This window comes from Pseudomonas sp. ASL3, assembly GCF_056680425.1.
The window spans coordinates 801062-827542 of sequence record NZ_CM155281.1 but is presented as its reverse complement, the minus strand read 5'-3'; the positions used below and the strand labels follow the sequence as shown (position 1 = coordinate 827542).

Annotated in this window: 19 protein-coding genes; 8 read left to right on the top strand and 11 right to left on the bottom strand. The window is 58.8% G+C overall.

Features of this window, described 5'->3' with window-relative positions:
* The first annotated feature begins 3 nt into the window (after nucleotides 1–3).
* The gene (locus AC1MEE_RS03710) at nucleotides 4–1227 is read left to right on the top strand and encodes an NADH:flavin oxidoreductase/NADH oxidase family protein (protein ID WP_480413897.1); all 1224 of its coding nucleotides are present in this window, start codon (nucleotides 4–6) and stop codon (nucleotides 1225–1227) included.
* Nucleotides 1228–1367: 140 nt separating this feature from the next.
* Here AC1MEE_RS03710 and AC1MEE_RS03705 read toward each other — a convergent pair whose 3' ends face one another.
* Nucleotides 1368–6653: a deaminase domain-containing protein gene (locus AC1MEE_RS03705; RefSeq protein ID WP_480413896.1), complete on the bottom strand. Its 5286-nt coding sequence runs from the start codon at nucleotides 6651–6653 to the stop codon at nucleotides 1368–1370.
* A 229-nt stretch (nucleotides 6654–6882) separates the two neighbouring features.
* Between AC1MEE_RS03705 and AC1MEE_RS03700 the strand changes: the two genes are divergently transcribed.
* The 4 genes from AC1MEE_RS03700 to AC1MEE_RS03685 all read left to right on the top strand — a co-directional run bounded on the left by AC1MEE_RS03700 (nucleotide 6883) and on the right by AC1MEE_RS03685 (nucleotide 10633).
* Nucleotides 6883–7455, top strand: a complete 573-nt coding sequence (locus tag AC1MEE_RS03700; RefSeq protein WP_480413894.1) for a TetR/AcrR family transcriptional regulator — start codon at nucleotides 6883–6885, stop codon at nucleotides 7453–7455.
* A gap of 69 nt (nucleotides 7456–7524) precedes the next feature.
* Entirely contained in the window at nucleotides 7525–8379 is an 855-nt protein-coding gene (locus AC1MEE_RS03695) for an oxidoreductase (protein ID WP_480413893.1), read from the top strand.
* An 11-nt stretch (nucleotides 8380–8390) separates the two neighbouring features.
* Nucleotides 8391–9071 (top strand): NAD-dependent epimerase/dehydratase family protein, encoded by a 681-nt coding sequence (locus AC1MEE_RS03690; protein ID WP_480413891.1) that lies wholly within the window; start codon nucleotides 8391–8393, stop codon nucleotides 9069–9071.
* Nucleotides 9072–9208: 137 nt separating this feature from the next.
* A complete protein-coding gene (locus tag AC1MEE_RS03685) occupies nucleotides 9209–10633 on the top strand; it encodes an IS1182 family transposase (RefSeq protein ID WP_480410535.1) in 1425 nt (474 codons plus the stop codon).
* Between the two features lie 250 nt (nucleotides 10634–10883).
* Here the strand turns inward: AC1MEE_RS03685 and ligD are convergent, their stop codons facing one another.
* The 9 genes from ligD to AC1MEE_RS03640 all read right to left on the bottom strand — a co-directional run bounded on the left by ligD (nucleotide 10884) and on the right by AC1MEE_RS03640 (nucleotide 20711).
* On the bottom strand, nucleotides 10884–13430 hold the full coding sequence (ligD, locus tag AC1MEE_RS03680) for a DNA ligase D (RefSeq protein WP_480413890.1): 2547 nt from the start codon (nucleotides 13428–13430) through the stop codon (nucleotides 10884–10886).
* Between the two features lie 53 nt (nucleotides 13431–13483).
* Complete coding sequence (ku, locus tag AC1MEE_RS03675; RefSeq protein WP_480413889.1) at nucleotides 13484–14335, bottom strand: non-homologous end joining protein Ku; 852 nt, start codon at nucleotides 14333–14335, stop codon at nucleotides 13484–13486.
* A 336-nt stretch (nucleotides 14336–14671) separates the two neighbouring features.
* On the bottom strand, nucleotides 14672–15130 hold the full coding sequence (locus tag AC1MEE_RS03670; RefSeq protein ID WP_480416146.1) for an REP-associated tyrosine transposase: 459 nt from the start codon (nucleotides 15128–15130) through the stop codon (nucleotides 14672–14674).
* A 229-nt stretch (nucleotides 15131–15359) separates the two neighbouring features.
* Nucleotides 15360–16694, bottom strand: a complete 1335-nt coding sequence (locus AC1MEE_RS03665) for an MFS transporter (protein ID WP_480413887.1) — start codon at nucleotides 16692–16694, stop codon at nucleotides 15360–15362.
* Between the two features lie 100 nt (nucleotides 16695–16794).
* Nucleotides 16795–17733 (bottom strand): hydroxymethylglutaryl-CoA lyase, encoded by a 939-nt coding sequence (locus AC1MEE_RS03660; protein WP_480413886.1) that lies wholly within the window; start codon nucleotides 17731–17733, stop codon nucleotides 16795–16797.
* Nucleotides 17730–18923 carry a CaiB/BaiF CoA transferase family protein gene (locus AC1MEE_RS03655; protein WP_480413884.1) on the bottom strand — a complete coding sequence of 398 codons (1194 nt, stop codon included), beginning with the start codon at nucleotides 18921–18923 and terminating at the stop codon, nucleotides 17730–17732. The genes AC1MEE_RS03660 and AC1MEE_RS03655 overlap by 4 nt, the downstream gene beginning before the upstream one ends.
* A 120-nt stretch (nucleotides 18924–19043) precedes the next feature.
* Nucleotides 19044–19964: a LysR family transcriptional regulator gene (locus AC1MEE_RS03650; protein ID WP_480413883.1), complete on the bottom strand. Its 921-nt coding sequence runs from the start codon at nucleotides 19962–19964 to the stop codon at nucleotides 19044–19046.
* A gap of 142 nt (nucleotides 19965–20106) precedes the next feature.
* Nucleotides 20107–20397 carry a helix-turn-helix domain-containing protein gene (locus tag AC1MEE_RS03645; RefSeq protein WP_480413881.1) on the bottom strand — a complete coding sequence of 97 codons (291 nt, stop codon included), beginning with the start codon at nucleotides 20395–20397 and terminating at the stop codon, nucleotides 20107–20109.
* A gap of 2 nt (nucleotides 20398–20399) precedes the next feature.
* Entirely contained in the window at nucleotides 20400–20711 is a 312-nt protein-coding gene (locus tag AC1MEE_RS03640) for a hypothetical protein (RefSeq protein WP_480413880.1), read from the bottom strand.
* 239 nt (nucleotides 20712–20950) lie between these two features.
* On the opposite strand from AC1MEE_RS03640, the gene AC1MEE_RS03635 reads away from it, so the two are divergent.
* The 3 genes from AC1MEE_RS03635 to AC1MEE_RS03625 all read left to right on the top strand — a co-directional run bounded on the left by AC1MEE_RS03635 (nucleotide 20951) and on the right by AC1MEE_RS03625 (nucleotide 24900).
* Nucleotides 20951–22165 carry an aldose 1-epimerase family protein gene (locus AC1MEE_RS03635; RefSeq protein ID WP_480413878.1) on the top strand — a complete coding sequence of 405 codons (1215 nt, stop codon included), beginning with the start codon at nucleotides 20951–20953 and terminating at the stop codon, nucleotides 22163–22165.
* Nucleotides 22166–22501: 336 nt separating this feature from the next.
* Nucleotides 22502–23656 carry an FMNH2-dependent alkanesulfonate monooxygenase gene (ssuD, locus tag AC1MEE_RS03630; RefSeq protein ID WP_480413877.1) on the top strand — a complete coding sequence of 385 codons (1155 nt, stop codon included), beginning with the start codon at nucleotides 22502–22504 and terminating at the stop codon, nucleotides 23654–23656.
* A gap of 164 nt (nucleotides 23657–23820) precedes the next feature.
* Nucleotides 23821–24900, top strand: a complete 1080-nt coding sequence (locus AC1MEE_RS03625) for a sigma-54 interaction domain-containing protein (protein ID WP_480413876.1) — start codon at nucleotides 23821–23823, stop codon at nucleotides 24898–24900.
* A gap of 134 nt (nucleotides 24901–25034) precedes the next feature.
* Here the strand turns inward: AC1MEE_RS03625 and AC1MEE_RS03620 are convergent, their stop codons facing one another.
* Nucleotides 25035–26468: an FAD/NAD(P)-binding protein gene (locus tag AC1MEE_RS03620; protein WP_480413875.1), complete on the bottom strand. Its 1434-nt coding sequence runs from the start codon at nucleotides 26466–26468 to the stop codon at nucleotides 25035–25037.
* Nucleotides 26469–26481: the final 13 nt, after the last annotated feature.

Here is a 26481-nt window from a genome sequence, read left to right as displayed (position 1 = left end):
ACCATGTCGCCCTTTCAATCACTGCAACTGCCAAACGGCGTGATCATCCCCAACCGCATCGCCAAGGCCGCCATGGAGGAGAACATGGCCGACGCCGCTCAGAATCCGTCACCGCAGCTGTTACGCCTGTATCAAGCCTGGGCTGAGGGCGAAGCCGGCTTGTTGTTGACCGGTAACGTCATGATCAATCGACGGGCGATGACCGGACCCGGGGGCGTGGTGTTGGACCATGACCTGCCGCTGGAAAAATTCCGCCAGTGGGCGGGCATCGGTCGCGCCAAAGGGGCGCAGTTCTGGATGCAGATCAATCACCCGGGACGCCAGACCATGGCTAATCTCGGCCAAGGTGCGTGGGCGCCGTCGGCGGTGGCGCTGGAGATGGGTGGTTTTTCAAAACTGTTCGCCGTGCCTCGGCCGATGTCTGAACAGGACATTGAAGAAGTGATCCGCGCCTTTGCGCACACGGCTTATCTGGCGGAAAAAGCCGGATTTACCGGGGTGCAGATTCACGCGGCCCATGGCTATCTGCTCAGCCAGTTTCTGTCGCCACTGAGCAACAAACGCACCGACCAATGGGGCGGCTCGCTGGAGAACCGCAGTCGTTTGCTACTGGAAGTGGTGAAAGCCGTTCGCGCGCGAGTGTCTGCGCAGTTTTGCGTGTCGGTGAAGCTCAATTCGGCCGACTTCCAGCGCGGCGGCTTCGGTGCCGACGATGCGCTGAAGGTCGTGGAGATGCTTAATCAGCTGCCGGTGGATCTGGTGGAGATTTCCGGTGGTAGCTATGAAGCACCCGCGATGCAAGGCGAGGCTCGGGACGGACGGACACTGGCGCGTGAAGCCTACTTTCTGGACATCGCCCACGACATTGCCAAGGTGGCGAAGATGCCGATCATGGTAACGGGCGGCATTCGCCAATTGCCGGTGGTCGAACAGGTACTCGACAGCGGCGTCGCCATGGTCGGCATCGGTACCGCATTGGCCATCGAACCCGCCCTGCCCCGCCAATGGAAAGCCGGAAAAGCCAGCCACCCGCAACTGACGCCGATCCTGTGGAAAAGCAAACCCCTGGCCTCACTGGCGAGCATGGCCGTGGTCAAGTTTCAGCTACGGCGATTGAGTAAGGGCCTAATGCCCAAACCGCAGGTCTCGGCGGTGTGGGCATTGGTGCTGGACAGGTTGTTTATTGGCCGGCGGACACGGCAGTACCGCAGTGCGATGGGTAAGTGAAATTGTCTGCCTGACACAAATACTTGTAGGAGCGGGCTTGCCCGCGATGGAGCCATCACATCCAACATGCGCATTGCCTGAAATGCCGCCATCGCGGGCAAGCCCGCTCCTACAGATGTTTCGTATCAAGCCACCCGGTTTTACGTCTTGCTGTAATCCATCAAATAACTGACCGAAAAGTTGACGTCCGGGAACATCAGGCGGGTCTGCGGCAGGATCACGCCGCCGCAGGAGCGGCAAGTGTCCATCAAGGTGAAGAAGTGAATATCCCGCAGCTTGTTGCCCGACTGGTCTTTTTTGAGGATGGACGCCACCAAGCGCTCGGAGTCCAGCTCGCGGGACGCTTCGCTGATATATAAATGATCGGCGTCCCTCAGCACCGGGAGGCTGGTGAAATCAGGATCGGGCGCGCGTCCTTTCATGCGCATCCCGGCATCCACGTACGTCACACCGTCGATGACCGGAGTCGGTTGATCAGCTATCTGGATACGAAATTTCAAATTGCGGGCTCTTTTCCCTCCTGAAAAGGCGTAGTAGACAAATCGCTCACCCTCGGCGGTTTCGACCATGGCGTAGGCGAAGTTGGAACCGCTGATATGCTTGGATATCTGTGTCGCCGTTTCCGGTAACTTGAGGGTTTCCAAGGTGAGTTCGCGCCACTGGGCGGCCCTGCCTTGCAGCGGAAGCAATTGATTGAGGACGGCAAGGTTATGTTGTTGGCCAATGACGGTTCGATCCCCAAGCTTCTTGAAATCAGCAATGCTGTCTTTAGCCAACTGCACATACTTTTGCTGCATCGACTCCCCCGTCAGTAGGTTCTGGGCGTAACCGTACAGCTCGTTTTCCCGTTGCTGAGCGGCGCACCAGGTCACGTACTCGTCATAGCTGGACACCTGTTGGGCCAGGAATTGTTGTTGGAACTCCGGGGTGTCCTTTTCCAGATTGAATAACAACCTGGCGATATTTTCCCGGTCGCGCAGGAGGGTGGGACGCTCAGCCCTCAGCCGATACTGTTCGGAATGGCCCAAGTAGCTATTGATTTCCTCCCTGTTCAGCGTTCGGGAGAAGTTGTAGCCACCCGACTGTTCTTTCGGTGCCTTGTAGAACACTCCGGTGTCTGCCTCGACGACTATGTAGTCGGTGCCGTCGATGTCCAACAGCACACCGCGCACGACCCGTTTATCCGCAACCCCTATCGCAATGCTGTCGAGCTCCACCGGGGGTAGCCTTAAGTTGATCACGTCGACATCAGGGTCGGCTGCGCCGTCTGGAATACCCAGTCGCTCCTGGGTTGAAGGCCGACCGCTGACCATGTCCCGATAAACCGGCGTGTCGGCGAGCGCAAGCGCAGCGCTTTCCTCCGACGTCAGCGCAATCAGTTTTTTGTTCGCCGACAGCTGTGCCGGTCTTCTGCCCTTCGCAGGTTCCAGCACGTGGTCCCATTTACACACTTTGCCTTCGTGGACCAGCAGATCGATGGAGGTCGACGCGTCACCGGGAACCGAAACCCGCGCCAATTGAAACTCACGGGCCGAAAATGCCGCACTGGAAAATTGACCCATGGTCAGTGGCGTCCCCGCGTCATTAGGCGTAATGCTGATCGCAGGCAGCTCCAGCTTCACGTAATCGGCGCACGGCACGCCAGGGACCAGATCGCGCACGGTGCGGCAAAGAACGGCGATCTCCTCCAGACTGGCGGCGTCGCTCGATAGCCGGGTCGCTGCCAGCTTGCGCAACACTGGTTCATTGGCTGCGGTGTCGAGGCGATAAGGCTGGCCGTCGACGACAATGTCGACCACGCCCGCGTCGCGTCGGATGACGTTGACCTCGCAGTCCTGGGTCATGCGTAACGCGTAAACGCCGTCCTGCGCTTCACTGACCGGCAGCACCGCCGGATAGTGACCTGACGCCAGGCCATCGGCCGCCGACAAGGTCGATAGTTCAAGCGATTCCGAGGCAAGGGTGGTCAATGCCGGCCCGAAGGCATTCTGGGCATACGGATCGAGCAGCCGGAACTGCGCGGCGTCCGAGGTCCCGATGTTCAGCACCGCGACATCAGTGACCCCATCCACCGCCGCTCGAGCGTTCCGCGGTTGGGCGTCCTGCTCAAGACTTGGCGGCAGCCGATATTTGCCGCCCTCCAAGGAAGCCAGATCAACGAGGCCTACCTCTTCCTTGAATAGTTTTTGCAGTGCCGGCACCTGTTCGAGCAACTTGGCCCACGCCAGACGGGATAAACAGACTGCCAGCCTGGATAAATCGCGGATCATGAACAGCGCACTTTGTTCCGCCAATCCAAGGGTCAGTCGCCCGATAGCGGCAGTCATTTTCTCGGCGATCGACAGCACCGTGAACTCCCCTGCCCGCAGGATCACCCGTGCCGTCGCCCCGACAAACTGCCCCATTGGAATCAAGGCAAACGCAATATCCAGGGCGCAGCCGATCACGACCCCGGCGGACTTTTCGCCTGCGCTCAGGTCCTTGATGCAGCCGTAGAAAGGGATGAGCAAACGGGCAATACCGTCAGCGACGGACTTTTCCGCGGCCCATATTTTCTCCCACTCGGTCTGATGCAGATGCTCGCGTTTCAAGGTCTCGATCGCGTGAGCAACCCGATGTTCAGCGGCATGCGCGGCCAGACTGTCCAGCGCCGTTTCAGAGGCATCCGGGACAAAGATCAGATTCGGTGACGGAACCAGCGTTGCCTGAAGCGGCTCATTGAACTCACGCGCAGAGCGTGAAACGGCCCCCGTCAGGTAGGCACTGCTGTCAACGGGCAATAGCGGCGTGACCAGCGCGTTAGCGATTCTCTGTGCATTGCGTTGCTGCTTCTCGACGGTCTCGACGATGTTGCCGCTGAACCCGTGATCAAGCTCAGGGTGGTAGTTGAAGCGCTGCACCACTTTCCGAGCCACCCCGGCGGCGGGAATCACCTCGAAAAAAGTTTCGGCCACTGCGTGGCTATCGAAATCATGACGGTGATCACCGGACTGACAGCGGATGAAAATGCCGTGATCGCCCTCTTTGGTAGCGAACTTGAGACGACTCACGTCGCAGGTCGAGGCTGCCAGCAACGCCTTGTCCGAGGCTGGCATTTCCGCCAGAAAACGTCTGATCACCGGGCGCTCGGCATTGCTCAGTGCCCGATGGAACGTCTCGAATGCCTGCTCGTACACCTGAGGAACCGTCGATTTACCCCGCACATAAAATTCGCCCATCATCATCAATTCCACCAGGGTCGGGCGGTAAGCAGGCGCTTGAGGTGGTGCACCGACATCGTCGAGGATGCCCGGCGTCGCGATCGTTGCATCCCAGGCATAAGAGGACGAAACCGCCAGGCCCAAACCTTCCAGAAAGGTCCGCACGGCATGCCCATACGGCGCCACGTTCCAATGGCTTTCCGGCACCTGGGCCTCGGATAATTGCTGTTGCGCAATGGACTGTCGATCAGGGGGGGTCAGCGAGAGCAAACAGTTCATCTCTTGAGCATGAAGATCCTGCTGGGCAGTGAGGTACTGCAATGCCTGGCTAATTTGACCCGCCGTCGCGTTGCGAAGGTCTTCATCACCCGACCACTCGATGGCGCCATGAGCAATCGCGTAACGCAATGCAGGCAGGGTTTGGGTCTTTACCCATAAAGCGTGGATCTCGGGATTATCGGATCGGGTCATCTCGGCGCTGATGCCAACAACGTCATCGAATCCGCTTGTTGAGGTGGATCCCCGCGAGAGCGTCTCCGGCAAGGCCACGCCATGCAGGAGCGAAACGCTCTGCAATGAACGACCGTACCAGAGAGAATCGGGCACCGCGTGTACCAACAACTCCGGTGCCATTTCCCGCAGCAGTAGGTACTCAAGCACCCTGATCACGCTGGGCGAGGCATCCGGCTGGCGCGTGTTGATCCTCTGGCGCACCTGATCGAGTAGCTCGTTATGGCTGTATTCGTTCACCCTAGGGCTGAAATAGAACGCTTCGATAGATTCGGGGCTCGAGTCTGTCGGCGCCAAAAAATACTCGACGATTGCGCGCCCCGCCAATGCCTGGGTAATCAGTGGCGAAGACTGCTCGCCTTCATTGGCGCCATACCAGTTCATGTGGGCGAGCATCGGTGCGAACAGGGATTTGAACTGGGCAGTCTGCATCAGCGTCTGCCAGGTTTCGCAAGGCGAAAGGCGCAACACCTGCCGTCCACCGTCCTGTTGGCACAACAGATTAATGCCGAGCCGCTGAAACAGACTGTCGACCTCCAGCGTTGTGCACCATTGATCGAGTCTGGGAACGTTATCGCTCAATGCATGCGAATGAGGCTGCGATTTATCTGGTTGCAGGGTCGCGGGCTCAAGGGGCATCAGCATCAGGGAAGCGATCCGCAGGGCCAGTTCAGGGGGCAGTTGAGGATGCTTGCCGCACAGCAAGTTCGCCAACGACAGCGCTCGCATTCCCGGAGCTTTTTTTGCCTGCTCAATAGCCCGATCCAGCCAGGGTTCGTTGTCCGGATTCAGAACATACACCGCGATCCGGCGGAAAAAATCACATCGGGTTGCCGTGGACAGCGGCGTCGACGTATCGACAAGTAACCTCTCGCCGACGATTGCCTGAGCAGGTATTGCTCGGAGGTAATGCACAATCGACACCCAGGCCCCCGGTGAGTCGAGCTGCTCGGTCAACGAGTGCATCAATGCCTCGTCCTGATAATCACCGTGGGTGGGCAGCAACCTGGAGACAACGGAGGCAAAGATACTCAGCGAATCGCTCGGTACGTCATCCTGCTCCGGGTCTTGTTCCGCACGCTCTTCGGCGGCCAGACCCTGATACAGCGCACCCGCCGGGGCCAGCGTGAACCATTCAGCAGCAGTTGCCAGGCGCAGACCTCGTTTGAACTGCACCATCCATGCCTGCAGCTCCTGGGGAACAGGCGTGAGCAGATCATGCAACTCGGAATAGGCACCCTCGCCCAATTCAATGTCCTGATCCCAAAAGGGGGTAAAACCATAGGTATAGAAACTCAGTTGAGACTGGGCTTTCTCGGAGGTGAGTGCCGCGTCATTGAGCCAGGCAATGCGGGCGAAAAACTGATGAGTTATCAACGGCGTGACGTCGTCTTCACTACAGCTCAATACACGGGCGATCAGGGTGCGCGTCAGTGGACTTTGATACAGCTGCGCCACTTTCAAGTCCTGTCTGGATTCGTGGTCTGACAGATCATCGGAACGGAAAGAAATATCACGCCCAAAAATGTGCTGAAGCACGCCTCTGGCCACTCGAAAATAGTGTCTGGACTCAACCGGTTGAGGGTTCTGATCATCCTCTGCGTCGAGTAAAGCGAGGTCATCGATGGGATCATCCAGCACCATGGATAGCTGGCGTAGCAGCGTGGCGCTGCTGATGGTTTCTACATTGAGAATGGGGTTCGTTACTTCGGGCATCTTTCGGATATTCCTGTGTCAGTGGGTCGTGGTCATCACATGGCGACCACAACCCACTGAACAGCGAACCCACCCGAAAACGACGATAAATAGTTACCCCCCGCCTACCCGCCCAATCGCCACTCGCGCCGACCATCTATCGCATCCAGCACATCGCGTTTGCAAAGGTTGAGGGCACAAGCGTATAACTGAGTGCTTACTCACCCATTGAACGGTTTTCCGATACGCCATGGCCCGCCCAAAGAGCGAAGACAAACGCAACGCCATCCTCGATTCCGCCTTGCAGGTCTTTACCGAGCAAGGCCTGGGCGCGGCGACGGCGAAGATCGCCAAGGGCGCGGGTGTGGCCGAGGGCACGCTGTTCAACTACTTCAGCACCAAAGACGAACTGCTCAACCAGCTGTACCTGGAACTCAAGGCGGAACTGCGCGACGTGATGCTGCCTGGTTTCCCCAAGGACGAAAGCATCAAGAGTCGTATCAGACACACCTGGCACACCTATGTCGACTGGGGGGTGGCCCACCCCCACAAACGCAGAGTCATGGCCCTGCTGAGCATGTCGGATCGAATCACTGAACTGAGTAAGAGCATCAGTATCGTCGCGTTCGCCGACATCAACGCGACAATGAAACAGAGTATCGACACTGGTGTATTTCGCGAACAACCGCCCGCCTTCGTCGCCGCGATCATGCGCACCCTGGCGGAGACCACTATGGATTTCATGAGCAATGAACCGGAACAGGCCGAACGCTATCGCGAAGCCGGTTTCGAGGCGTACTGGAATGCAATTGCCAAGGCGTAATGGCTTTGCTTAATAAATGAGTGCTTACTTACTCATATATCTGTCCTTTCCATCAGCAGGAGATTCATCATGTCCAAAGTCTGGTTAATCACAGGTAGCGCAAGCGGCCTTGGCCGCAACATCGCAGAAGCCGTCCTCGCCTCGGGCGACCGTCTTGTCGCTACGGCTCGCGATCCACAGCGTCTGGATGATCTGGTCGAGCGCTATGGCGATCAGGTCCGCGCCGTGGCGCTGGATGTCACGGACAGCGCCGCTGCACGGGATGCCGTTCAGGTCGCCATCGATACATTCGGGCGTCTGGATGTATTAGTCAACAATGCCGGTTTCGGTCAACTCATGCCGTTCGAGCAAACCGACGAAGAGGCCTTTCGCCTGGAGTTCGAGACCAACTTCTTCGGCGTGGTCAATGTCACCCGAGCCGCAGTGCCCTTCCTGCGTAAACAGCGCTCAGGCCACATCATCCAGATTTCGTCGGTGGGTGGGCGTACGGCAACGGTAGGGCTCAGCGCATACCAGTCGGCCAAATGGGCCGTGGGTGGGTTTTCCGATGTTCTGGCGCTGGAACTTGGTCCTCTGGGTATTCATGTGACCACGCTGGAACCTGGCGGCATGCGCACCAACTGGGCCGTGCGTGCGGCGAAAAGCACCGTGCCCGTGTTCCCCGACTACCAGGAAACTGTCGGCAACTGGCAGGAGTTGCTCAAGCAGTATGCCGGCAACGAAAACAGCGACCCGGACAAGGTTGCCCAAGTGGTGTTGAAAGTGGCGTACCACGCTGACCCTCCTCAACGCCTGCTGCTCGGCAGCGATGCCGTGCACTACGCTGGAGAGTCGGAAGCCAAACGGGCCGCAGCGGGTGAACTGTGGAAAGCAGTCAGTGTGTCGACCGACTTCGCCGCTAATCCCGTACTGCCGAAACGCTGAGGAAAAACCTGATGAATGTTCTGCTGTTTGGTGCCACTGGAATGGTCGGCCTTGGCGTGCTGCAAGAATGCCTCGCGGCCGCGGTTGTGCAACGCGTGGTGACCGTTGGCCGCACGGCCACCGGGCAACGTCATGCCAAGCTCGATGAAATCGTCCGGTGCGATCTGCTCGATTACGCCGACCTCGACGCTGAGTTGCAGGGCTTCGACGTCTGCTTCTTCTGCCTGGGCATCACAGCGGCAGGGCTTTCAGAAGCCGAGTACAGCCGCGTGACGTACGACGTCACGCTGGCTGCAGCCAACAGCCTGGCGCGCCTCAACCCGCAGATGACCTTCGTTTACGTGTCCGGGGCAGGCACCGACAGCAGCGAACAAGGACGCAGCATGTGGGCACGGGTCAAAGGCAAGACCGAAAACGCCTTGCTGCGTCTGCCGTTCAAAGCGGTGTATCTGTTCCGACCCGGGGTCATCCAACCGCTGAACCAATTGCAATCTAAAACCGCGTCCTACCGGATTCTCTACACCCTCGCCCGCCCGCTTCTGCCATTGCTGCGGCGACTGATGCCCAACGTGGTGCTGACCACCACAGTGGTCGGTCAAGCCATGTTGACTGTCGCCCGGCATGGCGCCAACAACGCCGTGCTGGAGGCTAGAGACATCAATGCGCTTGCCGGCCAATACGGTGGTTCATGACGTTTGCTGTCGAGCCCAGGCACTAGCGCGCTGAACTCTTCGCAGGCAAGCCTGCTCCCACACAGACTGTGTGAAAACCTGGCAATTCTTGCAACGGTCTAAGAAAATGCCTTCATCGGAAGATTGGGGGCATTTTTGTGGCATACATCCAAGGCATAGCGCGCGATCAGAGCAGTCTTTTTCCGGTGTCGCTGGAAGAATCCATTCCGGTAGACCACTTGGTCAGAGTCATTGATGCCTATGTCACCCAGCTCAATCTGCGGGAGCTGGGATTCGACAAGGCTGTCCTCAAGGGCAACGGGCGCCCGCCCTATGATCCGGCAGACCTGCTCAAACTTTATCTCTACGGCTATTTCCTCAGCATCCGTTCGTCACGCCGCCTCGAAGCCGAATGCCTGCGCAACATCGAAGTCATGTGGCTGCTCAATCAGCTCGCACCTGACTTCAAAACCATCGCCGATTTCCGCAGAGACAACGGTGCCGCATTCGCCGCCATCTGCCGACTCTTCATTCTTTTTTGCCGTGAAGTGGGGCTAATCGCCGGCAAGCTGGTTGCTATCGACGGCAGCAAATTCAAAGCCGTGGCCTCCAAGCGCCGTCATATGAGCCTCAAGCACCTTAAGCGCGATGAGGAAATACTGAACAAGAAGATTACCCAGTACCTGGCGGAGCTTGATCGGGCGGACAAAGACGACGCCGATCAGCCTGTGGATAAGCAGAAAGTCAAAGCCGCTTTGGCCCGTCTGAGCAACAAACGAGACAACAACCTGACCCGTCAGCAGGTGATGAAGGCGCTGGAAGTCGAGCAGTTCATCAGCACCGAAAGCGAGGCGCGGATGATGCGGGCGCCGCAAGGCATGGCCGTGGCGTACAACGTGCAGACGGCGGTGGATGCCGAGAACGGCTTGATCCTGCACCACGAAGTGACTCAGGACGGCGATGACCGCAAACAGCTTGAACCCATGGCCAAAGCGGCTAAAGAAGTACTGCAACAGTCAGAGCTGACGGTAGTGGCCGATGCCGGATATTCCCACGGCAAACAATTCCAGGCCTGTGAAGACGCGGGTATCACGGCGTATGTGCCGCTGAATCGAACGATCAACACGCGGGGCGGGGACGTAAAATTCTTTGACCGCACCCAGTTTACGTATGAGGCCCTGGACGATCAGTACCGGTGCCCGAATGGCAAGCTACTGACGCTGACGCAACTGAATCGCGGCACGCGTATTTACCACGCACTGCCCAGTGACTGCGCCCACTGCCCGCTGAAAAGTCAGTGCACCAAGACCTCCCGCCGGAAAGTAACGCGGCATGCGCATGAGGCCGCTTTTGAGCGAATGGAGCAGCGCATGCAGGCGCATCCGGAGAAGATGGTTGAACGAAGGTCCATCGTTGAACACCCCTTCGGCAACCTCAAGCAATGGATCATGGGCAATGGACGGTTCTTGCTACGCCAACTGAAAGGCGCGCGAATAGAGATGTCGCTGGCGGTGCTTGCCTATAACTTTAAAAGGGCGATCAATGTGCTGGGTGCGCGTGAAATGATGGCGAAGATGGGCTAAGCAGCCTTTTTTTGCGCCTGACAAACGTCCCAGGACTGGCCATGGAGCGCTCAAAACGCTTTGTCCCGGCGACGTGAAAACGAACAGCGATGATTTCGGGATCAAAGGCCAAAAACCAACGCCCCGACAAGTCGGGGCGTTGGTTTGAAACATGATCGTCAGGTTTTCACACAGCCTGCACAGATAGCAGTTCGCCGCAGGATTTGAGTCAACTCACCAAAAATCAGCACAACACTTACCCACCCAGCCTTCACGGCCCCTCAACCCCCAACCGCTTCCACATCTTTTTGGTAATCCGCTGACGATTCTTGTACCCCGCCCACGGGTCCGTTTTCAGGCTGTCGAGACGATCCTGGAGGTTACTGATATTCCATTGCTGGGCCGATTTCAGGTCGGCGAGTTCGTCGCGACTGATGGGGACCGAAACGGGCAGTCCCGGTCTGGCGCGGGCTGAATAAGCGGTAACGGTGCTGCCGCCACGGGTGTTGCGCAGGTAGTCGATGAAGATTTTGCCGACCCGGTTTTTCGGGCCCATGGTGGCGGTGAAACGTTCGGGCAATTGCTGGGTAATGAATTGCGCGATGGTTTTGGCGAAGGTTTTGACGGTGTCCCAATCCGCCTGACGGGCGAGCGGCACGATGATATGCATGCCCTTGCCGCCGCTGGTTTTGAGAAAGGCTTGCAGACCCAGTTCGTCGAGCACAGTCAGGGTCAACTGGGTCGCTTCGACCATGCTGCGCCAAGGCAGTGCGGGGTCCGGATCAAGGTCCAGAATGAGCCGATCCGGGGTTTCAATCTTGTCGCTGGTTGCGCCCCAGGTGTGAAATTCGATAGCGCCCATTTGTGCCGAACCCACCAGCGCCTGCACCGTATCGATTTCCATCAGCCGTGCATGGCCGGGGTCAAGACCGGGCTCCAGCTGCTTGATATTGGGAATCGCCAATTGCTCGGCATGCTTCTGGAAGAACTGTTCACCGCTAACACCTTCCGGGCAACGCAGCAGCGCCACGGGGCGATGATTCAGATGCGGCAACACCCAGTCGGCGATGGCTTCGTAGAAGTGCGCCAACTCGATTTTCAGGGTGCCGCTGTCGCTGTCGATCACCCGATCCGGATGGCTGATGCCCACCCCGGCGACACTGATTTTGCCTTTGGCTTTTCCTTTGTCCATGTCAGGCGTTGCCTTGGCCTTGCCGGTTTTTGTTTTGGGTTTAGCGTTTATATCCTTAGCCGAGCGCGGATGCTCGCGGACCACGTCAGCCGCCGGCTTGTCGCTACGCAAGGCGATAAATGCCGCCTGACGCAAAATACCTTCACGGGTCCATTCGGCGAACTCGGCTTCGCAGACCAGTTCTGGTTCAATCCAATGCACACCTTTCGCTTGATCAGCGCCCAGCTTCTTCACCAGTGGCGACGAATCACGCTCCAGCTTGCTCATACGCTCGTGCAGTTGCTTCAGGGTTGCCTGATTGAAGCCAGTGCCCACTCGGCCGGCGTACACCAACCCCGGTTGCTCTCCCTCCTCGTTGACTGCCAGCAACAGCGCGCCAAAACCACTGCGACTGCCTTGCGGTGGGGTGTAGCCGACGATCACGAACTCCTGACGCAAACGACACTTGAGTTTGATCCAGTCCGAGCTGCGTTTGGACACGTAAGGGCTGCCGACGCGCTTGCCGATCACACCTTCAAGCGACATGGCGCACGCGCTTTCGACGATGTCGCGGTGGTTCGCGGTGAACCCATCGGAGAATCGCAACAGGCGACTGCGCTGCTTGTCGAGCACCTTCTTCAATGCGGCGCGACGCTCTTGCACAGGCGTATCGCGCAGGTCCTGGCCATTGAGATACGGCGCGTCGAACAGGTAATAAACGACGTCTTTACTGCGACCGATGTCGAAGGCGTTCTGCAAGGCCTGGAAGTCTGGCAAGCCCTTGTCGTTGAGCATCACCATCTCGCCGTCGAGCCAGCTGTCTTTCAGGTCCATGGCGGCCAGGGCCTTGGCTTGCGGTGCCAGCCGCTCGGTCCAGTCGTTGCCATTGCGGCTGAGCAGGCGCACGTGCCCAGCACTGAAATGGGTCAGGATCCGGTAACCGTCGAATTTGATTTCATACAGCCATTCGCCACTAGGCGGTCTGTCGACCAGCGTTGCCAACTGCGGCGCCAGATTGTCGGGGACGTTGGAGGACGCTTTGGCTTTTTTGGTTTTCTTCGCAGTGCGTGTCTCGCCCACGGTCGCACCGCTGATCACGCTCTTCGGTAGCGCCTCGACGATGTCGTACTCCTCGGCAGGCCGCGCGATCTCGTCCTTTTCCTTGATCAGCAGCCACTGTTCCTTGTCACCACTGCCTTTGAGGTGGGTACGGACGAGTGCCCATTCGCCCATCAATTTTTCGCCAATCAGGGTGAATTTGAGTTTGCCTTCCTTGTAGGTCGCCCGCGGATCACCGTGGGGCTGCCAGACGCCCTGGTCCCAGACGATGACGTCCCCTGCCCCGTACTGACCTTCGGGAATGCTGCCTTCGAAGTTCGCATAACCAAGCGGGTGATCCTCTACGTGCACGGCCAGGCGCTTGTTTTTCGGGTCCAGACTCGGCCCCTTGGGCACCGCCCAGCTCTTCAAGGTGCCGTCCAGTTCGAGGCGAAAATCGTAATGCAGATTGCGCGCATCGTGCTTGTGCACCACAAAACTCAACGCCTTGGCGCCGCGCCGGGTTGGCTTTCGATCAGCAAGCTCCGACGGCTCGGAAGTGATGTCGAAATTACGTTTGCGAACGTACTCACTCAATGGCTTGGCCATGATCGATTACCTTGCGCTGGATCGGAGCGGGTGGAGACTTTCCTAAAGAGACCTCAAGAGGCTTTGGTGGCTTTGGTGGTTTTCTTTCGGGCGGGTGCCCGCCGTTTGGCCGGGCCTTTGCTGCCCAGGCTGCGTTTGAGCAGTTCCGTGAGGTCGATGACATCGGCGCTTTTGCGCTCCGGCTCGCCGACGTCGGTTTCGACATCCTCGATTTTGCCTTCGCGCGCCTTGGTCTCGACCAGTTGCATGATCTTTTCTTCGAAGGTGTCGCGGTACTCATCGGGCTGCCAATCGACGCTCATGTCCTTGACCAACCGCCGCGCCATGTCGCGCTCGCTTTTGCTCAACGTCGCCTCGGTCACCTCGTCGGTCAACTCCAGGGTGTCCAGGCTGCGCACTTCGGCCGGCCAGCGCAGGATCACCAGCACCATCGCTGACTCCAGCGGCATCACCGCCGCCAAGTGCTGACGGGTATGCAGCACCACATTGGCCAGGGCGACTTTTCGGGTATCGACCAGGGTTTCGCGCAGCAACGCATAAACCTTTTCCCCACGCTTGTCGGGGGCCAGGAAGTAAGGCGTGTCGATGTTCTGCAAGGGGATCCGGTCACTGTCGACAAAACCGAAAATCTCGATGGTCTGGGTCGATTTTGGGTGGGCGGAGCGAATCTCTTCTTCGCTGAGGACCACGTAACGGCCCTTTTCGTACTGCACACCCTTGACGATATTTTCCGTGGTCATTTCCTTACCGGTGACCTTGTTGATCCGCTTGTAACCGACCGGGTCCATGCTGCGCTTGTCGAGCCAATCGAAATCGACTCCCCCAGAAGACGTCGCCGACACCAGCGCGACCGGGATATGCACCAGCCCGAAACTGATCGCGCCCTTCCAGATTGCTCGTGCCATCACCTGCCCCCCTGCGCTGTCTGTTCTAGAAATGACAGGGATGGCAGGGCAAAGTTTCGGGGAGGTGACGGGTGAAGGCCGAAAGTGCGGGGCCTCGGTATTCTGATTGAAAATTAGAAACCGCATCGCAGCCTTCGGCAGCTCCTTGTCCCAAATCCCCTGTAGGAGCTGCCGAAGGCTGCGATCACCCCGGGGTCGCGTCCGACGGAACCGGTCGCTTTCTTGAGATCGCTGAAGGTCGTACCGACCTTATCGCAGCCTTCGGCAGCTCCTACAGAGACCGAGTTTGCTGGGCGCGGCGTCGAAGACGGGGCGAGGGTGACCATTTCATTACCTTCAAAGCCATATGGCGTCCCAAAGAGGATAGTCTCCAATCCGCGTTACCAATCTGGCTCGCAGAGGGTTGGCGACAATGTAACGGGCAGCCTTTTTAAAGTCGTCCTCACTCCGAAGCGCTCGGTCGTAATAGCCTCTTTGCCAAAGACGGCCGTTATGGTGCGTCCTGCGCTTTAGTGTCTGGCTACTGCGAGACTTTACTCGGCACATGAGATCGGGCAACGAGCCTTTTTGCAGCTCAATCATCCAGTGAAAGTGGTCTGGCATGACCACCCAGGCCAAGGAGTGAACCATCCCGCATTCTTCTGCTGACCTGAACTGTTGCACCACAAGACGTCCCAATCGCCAGTCAGAGAATACTTGCTTGCGCTGCTCGACCACCACGGTGAGTACATACACGTTACCTGGGGCGGAAAATCGTCCTGTACGTAAACGGTGTCCGTTAAATGAAGTCGACAATTCCTTGGCCTCCTCGACCATAGATCAAGTTTCCGAGGCTGTGTGCAGAAGCGCTGTTTTTCCAAAGAAAATGAATGGCGGGTTGTGTCAGATGTTCCGCATCGCAGCCTTCGGCAGCTCCTACAGGGAATTCGTGGTCCCCTATATCTCCAATTGAAATCGAAAATTGTAGGAGCTGCCGAAGGCTGCGATGAGGCCGACCAAGGCAGCAGCCTTGGTCGATTGACAATCAAGAATCGATCTTATCCAACGTCCGCAATTTCGCTGGCAACGCCCAAAGCAGCAGCGCGGCGGCGACCAGGCTGGCGACGCCGATCACGTACAGCGCCGGGGTGGTGCTGCCGGTCAGGTCCTTGATCCGGCCGACCATGATCGGGCTGACGATGCCGCCGAACTGGCCGAGGGTATTGATCACCGCAATCCCGCCTGCGGCACCTGCGCCCGCACCGGCCAACAGTTTTGGCGGTAGCGCCCAGAACGCTGGAATCGAAGCAACGATGCCTGCTCCCAGCAGACTCAGGGAAATGATCAGGAATGTGGTGTGCTGCGCGAAAATTCCGGCACTGAAGAAACCGATCGCCCCCAGCACCACCAGACCGGATACGTATTTGCGCCGTTCGCCGCTGGCATCAGACAAGCGCCCGACCACCACCATACTGATCGCACCACAGATATACGGGATGGCGGTGAGCAGCCCGATGATCACCGGGCTCTCGGTGCCGGCGCTGCGAATCAACTGCGGTGCCCAGAAGTTGAGGCCGTAGGACGCCACCTGGATCAGGAAGTAAATCAACCCGAGCATCAAGAAGCCCGGCAGCCTTAACGCAGCCAATAATGATCCGCTTTTGTGCGGTTCGTGATGGGCAATACGGCTGGCGAGGTAGGTCTTCTCCTGGGCGGTCAACCAGTGCGCATCGGCGATCTTGTCCTTGAGCACCACCAGCACCAACAGGCCCAGCAGCACACACGGCAGACCGCCCAGCAGGAACAGCCAGTGCCAGCCGCGCATATTCAGTACACCGTCGAGATGGCCGAGCACCAGACCCGAGATCGGTGCACCGAACAGACCGGCGAAGGCCGAGGCCAGGAACAGCATCGAGGTGATGCGCCCGCGATAGTGCTGCGGAAACCACAGCGTCAGGTAATACAGCACGCCCGGTGCGAAGCCTGCTTCCATCGCGCCAATGATGAAGCGCAGACCGTAGAACTGCCATTCGGTGTTGACGAACACCATCAACGCTGTTGCCACACCCCAGGACATCATGATCCGGGCGATCCAGCGGCGCGCGCCGACTTTGTACAGCATCATGTTGCTGGGCACTTCGAACAGCACATAACCGACCACGAACAGGCCCGCGCCCAGACCATACGCGGTGTCGCTCAGGCTCAGGTCGGTCTGTAGCTGGAATTTGGCGAAGCTGATGTTGATGCGATCGAAGAAGGCGAACAGGTAGCAGACCATGATCAACGGCATCAGGCGCCAGGCAACCTTACTGATCAGGGCTTTTTCCGCGCTCACCACTTGCGCAGGTGTGCTGTCCGCATTCAGAACAGAGATTGTCATTGCATTTTCTCCAGACGGACTTCCCGTGGGTGTCCGATTGTTTTTGTTGTCTGGTCCGGGGGCGTGCGCCCCCTTGGTCAAGCGAAAGCGTGAAACATGATCAAGCGGGCACATTCTCCGGCGCCGGATGCAGGTCGCAGTTGCGTCCGGCCTTGGCCACCTGACCGGGCATTTCATGGCCCAGCAGCGCAGGTAAACGACGAGACATCGCCAGCAAATGCAGCAGATTGATGCCGGTGTGAATGCCCATTTCCTCGCACATATTCACCAGGTCTTCAGTACAGATGTTGCCGGAAGCGCCGGGGGCGAACGGGCAACCTCCCAGCCCGCCGAGGGAGGCATCGAAACGACGTGCGCCAGCTTCGTAAGCGGCCAGCACGTTGCTCAGGCCCAGGCCGCGAGTGTTGTGGAAGTGCAAGGTCAACTTCGAGGCTGGAATTCGTGTCAGCACACGCTGCACCAGACGATAAACCTGCCGTGGATTGGCCATGCCGGTGGTGTCGGCGAGGCTGATGCCCTGCATGCCCAACTCCAGATAGGCATCGACAATCTGCATCACCCGGTCGTCGCTGATCACGCCTTCGAAGGGGCAACCGAAGGTGGTGGCGATGGAAGCGTTCAGGCTCAGCGGGGTGCCGCGAGCCAGCGCCACCACATCGGCAAACGCCGTGAGCGATTGTTCGCAGCGCATGCGCATGTTTGCCAGGTTGTGGGTCTGGCTGGCGGACATCACCAGATTCAGCTCATCGGCGCCGGCGCTCAAGGCACGCTGTGCGCCCTTGAGGTTGGGCACCAGGGCGACGTAGGTCACGCCCGGATGACGCTGGATGCCGAGGAACACCTGTTCACCATCGCGCAGCGCCGGAATGGCCTTGGGCGACACGAAGGAGCCGGCTTCGATGCGGGAAAATCCAGCCAGCGACAGTTGATCGATCAAGGCGATCTTGTCAGCGGTTTCTACCCACTTGGGTTCGATTTGCAGGCCGTCTCGCGGCGCGACTTCCTGGACGATCAGGCTGTCGGAATAATCAGTGATCATTGCACCACTCCATCGGTTCTGAGCCGTGCGATATCCAGCTCGGTCATGCCCAGTTCGCCAAGCACACTGGCGGTGTGTTGGCCCAGGCTCGGCCCTTGCCAGTTGACTGAACCGGGGGTTTCGGAAAGCTTGGGCACGATGCCTGGCATCTTCACCGCCGCGCCGCCCGGCAACTCGGCATCGAGAATCATGCCCCGCGCCTGATAGTGCGGATCGGCGACGATGTCAGCCACCGAGTAGATACGTCCGGCCGGTACTTCAGCGGTTTCCAGGGCTTGCAGTACGGCATCAATGGGCTGACTCGCGGTCCAGACGCTGATCGCCTCATCGAGCATCGCGCTTTGCAGCGCCCGGCCATCGTTGTGCGCAAACTCGGGGTTTTCGCCCAGATCGGCGCGGCCAATGACCTGCATCAGGCGCTTGAAAATCGGGTCGCTATTGCCCGCGATCACCACGTAGGCGCCATCAGCGGTCGGGTAGGTATTGGACGGTGCGATGCCCGGCAACGCACCGCCGCTGCGCTCACGCACATGGCCGAGCATGTCGTATTCCGGCACCAGGCTTTCCATGACGTTGAATACGCTTTCCACCAGCGATACATCGACGATCTGCCCATCGCCCTGCCCGGTCTTGACCCGCAGCAGCGACATGAGTGCGCCCATCACGGCGTGCATCGACGCCAGCGAATCGCCAAGGCTGACACCCACCCGTGCCGGCGGCGAACCGGGAGTACCGGTGGTGTAACGAATCCCGCCCATGGCCTCGCCGATGGCGCCAAAACCGGGACGGTCGCGGTAGGGACCGGTCTGGCCGTAGCCGGAAATGCGTACCAGGGTCAGTTTGGGGTTCAGTGCGTGCAGCACGTCCCAGCCCAGGCCGAGCTTTTCCAGCGCGCCGGGACGCAAGTTCTCGATCAGCACGTCGGTGCTTTCAGCGAGCTGCTTGACGATGGCGATGCCTTCGGGGGACTTGAGGTTCAGGGCGAGGGATTTTTTGTTGCGCGATTGCAGGTACCACCACAGGGACGTGCCCTCGTGGAGCTTTCGCCATTTACGAAGAGGGTCACCTTGACCCATCGATTCGATCTTGATCACTTCGGCGCCGAATTCAGCCATCAGGCGTGCAGCGAAGGGGGCCGCGATCAGCGTACCGATCTCGATAACGCGGATTCCGCTCAGAGGGGCAGTCATCTTCAGTACCTCATGCTTTTTATTGGAATATGAGCCAAGGCTAGAGGATCAGTCGCTGAAGAATCCAACCGTCAGTTGGCAAGCTCCGTTCGCGAAACGCGAAGGCTTGGGGAGAAGTGTCTAGCTCGCGGCATTTTCCAGGCGACGCAGGTGCTCGAACAGCAGGCGGCTGACCGGAGACAGCGCCTCCAGATCACGGGCGACCAGGATCAAGGTGCGTTCGGACCAGTCGTCACTCAACGCCACCGCCGTCAGCCCGAGGGAACGACCGAACAGTTCATAAGCCTTTTGCGGCAGGATGCCGATGCCCATATTGGCCTGGACCATCCGGCACACCGCATCGAAACCCGGAACATGAATCCGCAGGCGCAGGATCCGCCCGCAGGCACGGGCCGCTGCGTGGGTGCGCATGTTGATCGAACTGGCGGCATGCAGCCCAACATGGTCGCTGTCCAGGGTATCGGCGAACGCGACGTGATCACGCTCGGCCAATGGATGGTCGCTGCGCATCACCACCACCAGTTTGTCGTGACGGTAAGGAATGCTGAACAGGCCTTGGGTATCGGTGTCCATCGAGCAAATGCCGATGTCCGCCACACCGTCGACGATGCCCTGCACCACACCATTGCTGGGGCGCTCTTCCAGGTCGATTTTCACTTGCTCGTGGCTGGAAACGAAGTCGTGCAGGTCTTCCGGAAGAAACTGGATGATCGCTGACAGGTTCGCCAGCATCCGCACATAACCGCGCACGCCCTGAATGTGTTCACCCAGTTCGAGGCCCATTTTCTCCACATCGAAAAGCATCCGCCGCGCATGGTGCAGCAGCGTCTCCCCCGCTGCGGTCAATGCCATGCCTTTGGCGTTACGCACGAACAGGCCAATACCGAGCGCGTCCTCCAGCTCCATCAAGCGCTTGCTGGCCGCCGACACCGCAATCGCCTCCCGCGCCGCCGCCCGGGTCAACGTGCCCTCTTCGTGCACGGCGACGAACAATTGCAAAGTGATCAGATCCAGACGGCGGGTGAGGTTTTTGTGGAGCATGGGGTGAGGATCTCTGCTTCGCGGTGAGGCAGAGGATATCGTTAAATCAGCGTTTGGCGTTGCTCCTTCCGGCGCCTTCGCGGACCGGGACGCGCAGTTTTGTTCGCGAAGGCAATCTGTCTGACAAATCGCATTACCCGGATCAATGCTTCAAAGCCGCCAACACATGCACCGGATCGTTACAAATCGCACGAAGCAACGCTCGAGCGGGACCTTCCGGTTCACGACGGCCCTGTTCCCAATTACGCAAAGTACCGACAGCCACATCGATTGTCTTGGCAAAACTGGTTTGGGAGAGCCCCGTTGCCTGACGGATTTCCTTTATTTTCAAGGCATCCACGTGAAACTCACGAGACGGTTCGCGCTTGCCGCGTACGATCTCGTTCATTTCAGTCATGCTTTCTACAAGACGGTTAAAGAGTTCTTTTTCCATCATTACCACCCTTTGTTCAGCTCGCTCAGCAGCTTTTTTTCCTCAGCCGTGAGTTCGTCTTTGACACCTTTTTGGTAGATCAGAATCAAGCGCAGCTGGTGAGCCACCGTGACATGGTAGTAAATCACTCTGACCCCTCCACGCTTACCCTTTCCTTGACCTGACCAACGCACCTTTCTCAGGCCACCGGTTCCTTGAATGACATCACCTGCTTGCGGATTGAGTGCCAGAAAAATCTGAAACTCCCGATATTCCTCCTCACTGAGAAGCCCGGTGACGTCCTGCGTAAAAATCCTCGTCTCTATGAAGATCATCCATTCTCCTCATACGTCATTGGCGCAGTCGTGAGGATAATTAGCCATCCAGGTATTTGCAACTCAAAAAAAAGGAGCGCTGATTGGACGCTCCCTATTTTTCGCAATGCAGGTCAGCGTTGACTCTGGAAAGCTCTCCTTCGCAGGTCCAACTTCTTCCAGATTCGGGCTACACTCCTCTGGCTGCTGAAACGATTCACCTCCTTCAAAAAGTCGAATAACTCCAACAAGGGCTTTGCATGAACTCACTCAAATTGATTATTGGCCTCAGTGCCTTGGCTGCTGCTCAACAGGCCATGGCCTGGGACTATGTGCTGCTCGACACTGACGTCGCGGCAAAAGACCAACGGATTACCAGCGAGCAGCTTGGGGTCAAGACCGATAAGCCTTTTTCTATAACGATGCGCAGCTTGCATGGCGGACGCCAGGAAGGCGTAAGCATCATCGACATCGACAATGGTCTGATGAAACTGTCGGTCGTCCCCACCCGTGGCATGAACGTTTTGCGGGCGTCGGTGGGTGACGTGCGGATGGGCTGGGATTCGCCGGTCAAGGACGTGGTCAATCCGGCGTTCATCGAACTTAACGGCCGCGGTGGCCTCGGGTGGCTGGAAGGCTTCAACGAGTTAGTCGTCCGCTGCGGTTACGAATGGGTCGGCCACCCCGGCATGGACAATGGCGAATTGCTCACCCTGCATGGCCGTGCCGCGAACATTCCGGCCAGTAAAGTGACGTTGCACATCGACGAAACGCCTCCTTACGCCATTCATCTCAAGGGTGAATTGAAGGAGCAGGCGTTCAAGAAAGTCGATTTCTCGATCGTGACCGAACTGATGATCAAGCCCGGCTCAGCGGAGTTCTCATTGAACGACACGCTGACCAACAATGGCGATTATCCAAAGGAATACCAGGCGCTGTACCACAGCAATTTCAGCACGCCCTTTCTTGAACAGGGCGCGCGCTTCGCCGCGCCGGTCAAGCAGGTGTCGCCCTTCAATGACAAGGCCAAGGCTGAACTGTCCGACTGGCAGACCTATAAAGCCCCTACTCGTGATTACGACGAGACCGTCTACAACATCGTGCCGTATGCCGACGCCAAGGGTGACACCCTTACCGTCTTGCATAACCGGGCAGGCAACCTCGGTGTGTCGGTGGGTTTCAACATCGAGCAACTGCCGGTGTTCTCGCTCTGGAAAAATACCGATACCCAGGGTCAAGGCTATGTAACGGGCCTCGAACCGGGCACCAGCTTTTCCTACAACCGCCACTACCAGCGTCCGCTCAACCTGGTCCCGACCATTGAGGCGAAACAGCAACGTCAGTTCCAGATCAACTACAGCCTGTTGGCCGACAAACCTGCAGTGGACAAAGCGCTACAGCAAGTCAGTACGATCCAGGCCGGGCGCACGACCGAGGTTCGTCAGACGCCCTTGGTGGATCTGAGCAAGGAATAAACGAGAGGGGCGCTATCAGCGCCCCACAGCCTCGCGTAAATCTCTGATTGAGCCCAAGCCCGACGGCAGGTCTGCAAGGACCTGCACTGAATACCCCGTATACCCCCGCGTGAAGAAACACCCCCTCATATACATAAAAGATCTAAAAATATGGATTTAGGTTCTTTTACGGAATAAATCTCAGGCTTTATAACTAGCCCCCTCGCTCAACGAACTGTTGCTCCAGCAACTGCTCCTCAACAACTGTTCGTCTGGCAATAGTCATTAAAAACGCATCATCGGCGCCGCGCTGTGGCGTCCATCCAAAACTGCTGAACATTGCTTGAAGGACTTGTCATGGATGTTTTCTGGTTCCTCCCTACTCACGGCGACGGCCATTACCTGGGCACCACCAAGGGCGCGCGCCCCGTCACCCTGAACTACCTGAAACAAGTGGCCCAGGCGGCGGATGACCTGGGTTATCACGGCGTGCTGATTCCCACCGGCCGCTCGTGTGAAGACTCCTGGGTCATCGCATCGGCCCTGGTGCCGTTAACCGAGCGCCTGCGTTATTTGGTGGCGATTCGTCCCGGGATCATCTCGCCGACCGTGTCGGCGCGGATGGCCGCGACCCTGGATCGATTGTCCGGGGGCCGGCTGTTGATCAACGTGGTGACCGGTGGCGACCCGGATGAAAACCGTGGCGACGGCAGCTTCCTCGACCACAGCCAGCGCTACGAAGTCACCGATGAGTTCCTGCAGATCTGGCGCCGCGTGCTGCAAGGCGAAGCAGTGGATTTCGAAGGCAAACACTTACGCGTGCAGAACGCCAAAGCGCTGTACCCACCCATTCAGAAGCCCTACCCGCCGTTGTACTTCGGTGGCTCCTCCGACGCTGCTCACGATCTGGCCGCCGATCAGGTGGATGTCTACCTGACTTGGGGCGAGCCACCGGCCGCCGTCGCCGAGAAGATTGCTGACATTCGCGAACGCGCTGCGCGCAAGGGGCGCACGGTGCGTTTCGGGATTCGTCTGCACGTGATCGTGCGTGAAACCAGCGAAGAAGCGTGGAAAGCCGCCGATACCTTGATCGAACACATCAGCGACGAGACCATCGCCGCTGCGCAGAAATCCTTCTCGCGCTTCGACTCCGAAGGCCAGCGACGCATGGCGGCGCTGCACGACGGGCGTCGCGATAACCTGGAAATCGCCCCAAACCTGTGGGCTGGCGTCGGTCTGGTACGTGGCGGTGCCGGCACGGCGCTGGTGGGCAATCCACAAGAGGTCGCGGCACGGATCAAGGAGTACGCAGACCTGGGGATCGAGAGTTTTATCTTCTCCGGTTACCCGCACCTCGAAGAAGCCTATCGCTTCGCCGAACTGGTGTTCCCGCTGCTGCCCGAACCCTACGCGAGTCTGGCCGGGCGCGGCATCACTAACCTGACCGGCCCCTTCGGAGAAATGATCGCCAACGACGTGCTGCCCGCCAAGGCCAACGCCAGAGGTCAGTAGACAGATCCACTGTGGGAGCAATCGGGACGCGTAGTCTCATTCGCGAATACGTCGTGTCAGGCGCCGATGATGTTGGATGTGCCCGCCTCTTCGCGAATGAATTCGCTCCCACAGGATAGCGGTGTATCTGACAGACCACGGGATCTCCTACTCCAGCAAAAGTGATGCCTATGCAGCTTCTGACCTTACCCCCATCGCCAGCCCTGGCGACGTCGATCCGGGCCACCGCTCAGGTCTTCGAGGATCCAAGATCCCAGGCACTGCTCGCGCATGTGCAACAGGTTGCGCCCAGTGAAGCCAGTGTGCTGATCATCGGCGAAACCGGCACTGGCAAGGAGCTGGTGGCGCGCCATATCCATAACCTCAGCGCCCGGCGCAATCGCCCTTTTGTGGCGGTCAACTGCGGAGCGTTTTCCGAATCGCTGGTCGAAGCCGAGTTGTTCGGCCATGAAAAAGGCGCGTTCACCGGTGCTCTCGGCGCCAAGGCCGGCTGGTTCGAGGAGGCCAATGGCGGCACGTTGTTTCTCGATGAAATCGGCGATTTGCCGATGAACATCCAGGTCAAACTGCTGCGGGTTTTGCAGGAGCGCGAAGTGGTGCGCCTGGGTTCACGCAAAAGCACTCCCATTGATGTACGCGTGCTGGCGGCCACCAACGTACAGTTGGAAAAAGCCATCAACGCCGGGCACTTTCGCGAGGATTTGTACTACCGACTGAATGTGGTCAGCCTGGAACTGAGCCCGTTGCGCGAGCGTCCCGGCGATATCCTGCCGTTGACCCGGCATTTCATTGAGGTCTACAGCCGACGCCTGGGTTACGGCCAGATCAGCATCAGCGCCGAGGCCGAACACAAGCTCAAGGGCTACAGCTGGCCGGGCAATATCCGCGAGCTGGAAAACGTCATCCATCACACCCTGCTCATTTGCCGCGACGGGCTGATCCAGCGCGACGACCTGCGCCTGTCGAACCTGCGCATCGAACGCCGGGATGACAGCCCACCGGTCGACGAATCCGCCGAGGCGCTGCTGACCCGAGCGTTTCACGCGCTGTTCGAAGAACACGCCGGCGCCCTGCACGAAAAGGTCGAAGACAACTTGCTGCGCGCTGCCTATCGCTTCAGCCATTACAACCAGGTGCACACCGCCAACCTGCTGGGTTTGAGCCGCAACATCACCCGCACCCGGCTGATCAGAATCGGCGAGCTGGCGGTGAACAAACGTCGCCAGCTTTTTGATCAAGAATGAAAGGCAATATCAGCAGGATCAGCTACAGTCTGTGAGACCACTATTGACTGAACCCCAATAGAGTGGACGAACGCCGCTCGGCACTCATCGCCTGAGCGGCGTTTTTTATGCATCAGCTTTTTGTCTTCAAGACACTAGCGCAGCGCAGCCAATCGCTCCGCCAGCGATTTGGCCTGACTGGCGACGTCGGTCACCGCGGTGCTTTCCCACCACATTCCGCGCAACGGCGGGCCCATGGCGAACAGTCGTTTCGAAACCTTCCCTTGCGCATCGAGCAACGCCCCGTCGGGCTGCGCAGCGATGCCCAGTGCCAGCGGCCCGGGCCGGATAAGGCCCCGCGCCAGAAGCTGTCTGGGCAGCGCTCGATCCACCCGACGCCAGTCGTATTCGATGCCCGTGGAGTTGATCAGCGCATCGCCAATGACATGCGAAGGCTCGGTCTCGCCGCGACGGCGGATACGGATCTGCAACTGCCCCGTCGAGAGTATTTCCAGTCCCTGCAATGACGCGGCGTGAATGCTCAACCGCCCCTGTTCCACCCACCGTGCCAGCAATGCCGCGCTGGGCGGCGGCGAGCGATGATGATGGCTCTCCCACCAGGGCCGTACATGGCGAACGAACTGTCGACGCTGCACATCACTGGCCTGGTTCCACAAGCGGCCAATATGCGCGCGCACGGTGTCCAGCGGCGCTTGCCAATCGATTCCCTCCGCGATGGCTTGCTGGCATTGCTCGCGCACTTTGCGCAGCAACTGGCGCGTGCTGCGGATACTGTGATCCTCGGCCAGAAAATCCACCCAGACGGGCGGCTGGCGGCGGACGTGTGGCAACAGGCCGTGGCGAGAAAATACTTCGATCGGACCGCGATGCCCGGCCTGCTGCAGGGACACCAAGGCATCGACCATGGTCAAACCAGAGCCGATGATCAGTACTTTGGCCTGAGGGTCGAGCCGGCTCATGGCGCTGATATCCCACGGATCGACCGCCGCAGCATTGAGACCACTGGATTCACGCTGCGGGGTGCGCGCAGCGGGAAACATGCCGGTGGCCAGCACCGCAAATGCGCCCTGTAACTGGCTGCCGTCGCCGAGGGTGAGACGCACACCGGCGTCGCTGCTTTGCAGATCGACCGCTTCGCTATGCACATGCTCCAGACTCGATCCATAGGTCGCACCCAGCGCCCGGGCTTCCGCCAGCCGCTGCTGCACATACAGACCAAAAATCCCCCGTGGCGGGAACAATTCGGCCAACGGCACCTGTTGCTCGGCAGATTCGGGCCAGCCACCGGCGGCGATGTAGTCGCCCAGCCATTGGGTCAAGTCGTCAGGATTGTCCGGCTCGACACTCATCCGCGCGGCGTTGCCGTTGAGGGTGTGACCCAATTCGGTGGCGCTGTAGGCTTCACCACGTCCCAACTCACTGCGGGTCTCGACAATCAGAATCCGTCGTTTACCCGGCAGTCGCAGCAGTTGCACGGCCAACATGCTGCCACTCAGACCGCCACCTACGATCAGGATATCGGCGGTACGGACGGCAGGGACCGCCTGTCCAGGATGCGACTCGGTCATTGCCCATGCTTCC

Bases quoted from the DNA above. Each gene is read 5' to 3' on its own strand.
- AC1MEE_RS03625 (WP_480413876.1), top strand. From the start codon at position 23,821: ATGCCTATGCAGCTTCTGACCTTACCCCCATCGCCAGCCCTGGCGACG.
- ligD (WP_480413890.1), bottom strand. From the start codon at position 13,430: ATGGCCAAGCCATTGAGTGAGTACGTTCGCAAACGTAATTTCGACATC.
- AC1MEE_RS03710 (WP_480413897.1), top strand. From the start codon at position 4: ATGTCGCCCTTTCAATCACTGCAACTGCCAAACGGCGTGATCATCCCC.
- ku (WP_480413889.1), bottom strand. From the start codon at position 14,335: ATGGCACGAGCAATCTGGAAGGGCGCGATCAGTTTCGGGCTGGTGCAT.
- AC1MEE_RS03690 (WP_480413891.1), top strand. From the start codon at position 8,391: ATGAATGTTCTGCTGTTTGGTGCCACTGGAATGGTCGGCCTTGGCGTG.
- AC1MEE_RS03655 (WP_480413884.1), bottom strand. From the start codon at position 18,923: ATGACTGCCCCTCTGAGCGGAATCCGCGTTATCGAGATCGGTACGCTG.
- AC1MEE_RS03705 (WP_480413896.1), bottom strand. From the start codon at position 6,653: ATGCCCGAAGTAACGAACCCCATTCTCAATGTAGAAACCATCAGCAGC.
- AC1MEE_RS03695 (WP_480413893.1), top strand. From the start codon at position 7,525: ATGTCCAAAGTCTGGTTAATCACAGGTAGCGCAAGCGGCCTTGGCCGC.
- AC1MEE_RS03650 (WP_480413883.1), bottom strand. From the start codon at position 19,964: ATGCTCCACAAAAACCTCACCCGCCGTCTGGATCTGATCACTTTGCAA.
- ssuD (WP_480413877.1), top strand. From the start codon at position 22,502: ATGGATGTTTTCTGGTTCCTCCCTACTCACGGCGACGGCCATTACCTG.
- AC1MEE_RS03620 (WP_480413875.1), bottom strand. From the start codon at position 26,468: ATGACCGAGTCGCATCCTGGACAGGCGGTCCCTGCCGTCCGTACCGCC.
- AC1MEE_RS03640 (WP_480413880.1), bottom strand. From the start codon at position 20,711: ATGATCTTCATAGAGACGAGGATTTTTACGCAGGACGTCACCGGGCTT.
- AC1MEE_RS03660 (WP_480413886.1), bottom strand. From the start codon at position 17,733: ATGATCACTGATTATTCCGACAGCCTGATCGTCCAGGAAGTCGCGCCG.
- AC1MEE_RS03635 (WP_480413878.1), top strand. From the start codon at position 20,951: ATGAACTCACTCAAATTGATTATTGGCCTCAGTGCCTTGGCTGCTGCT.
- AC1MEE_RS03645 (WP_480413881.1), bottom strand. From the start codon at position 20,397: ATGGAAAAAGAACTCTTTAACCGTCTTGTAGAAAGCATGACTGAAATG.
- AC1MEE_RS03700 (WP_480413894.1), top strand. From the start codon at position 6,883: ATGGCCCGCCCAAAGAGCGAAGACAAACGCAACGCCATCCTCGATTCC.
- AC1MEE_RS03665 (WP_480413887.1), bottom strand. From the start codon at position 16,694: ATGACAATCTCTGTTCTGAATGCGGACAGCACACCTGCGCAAGTGGTG.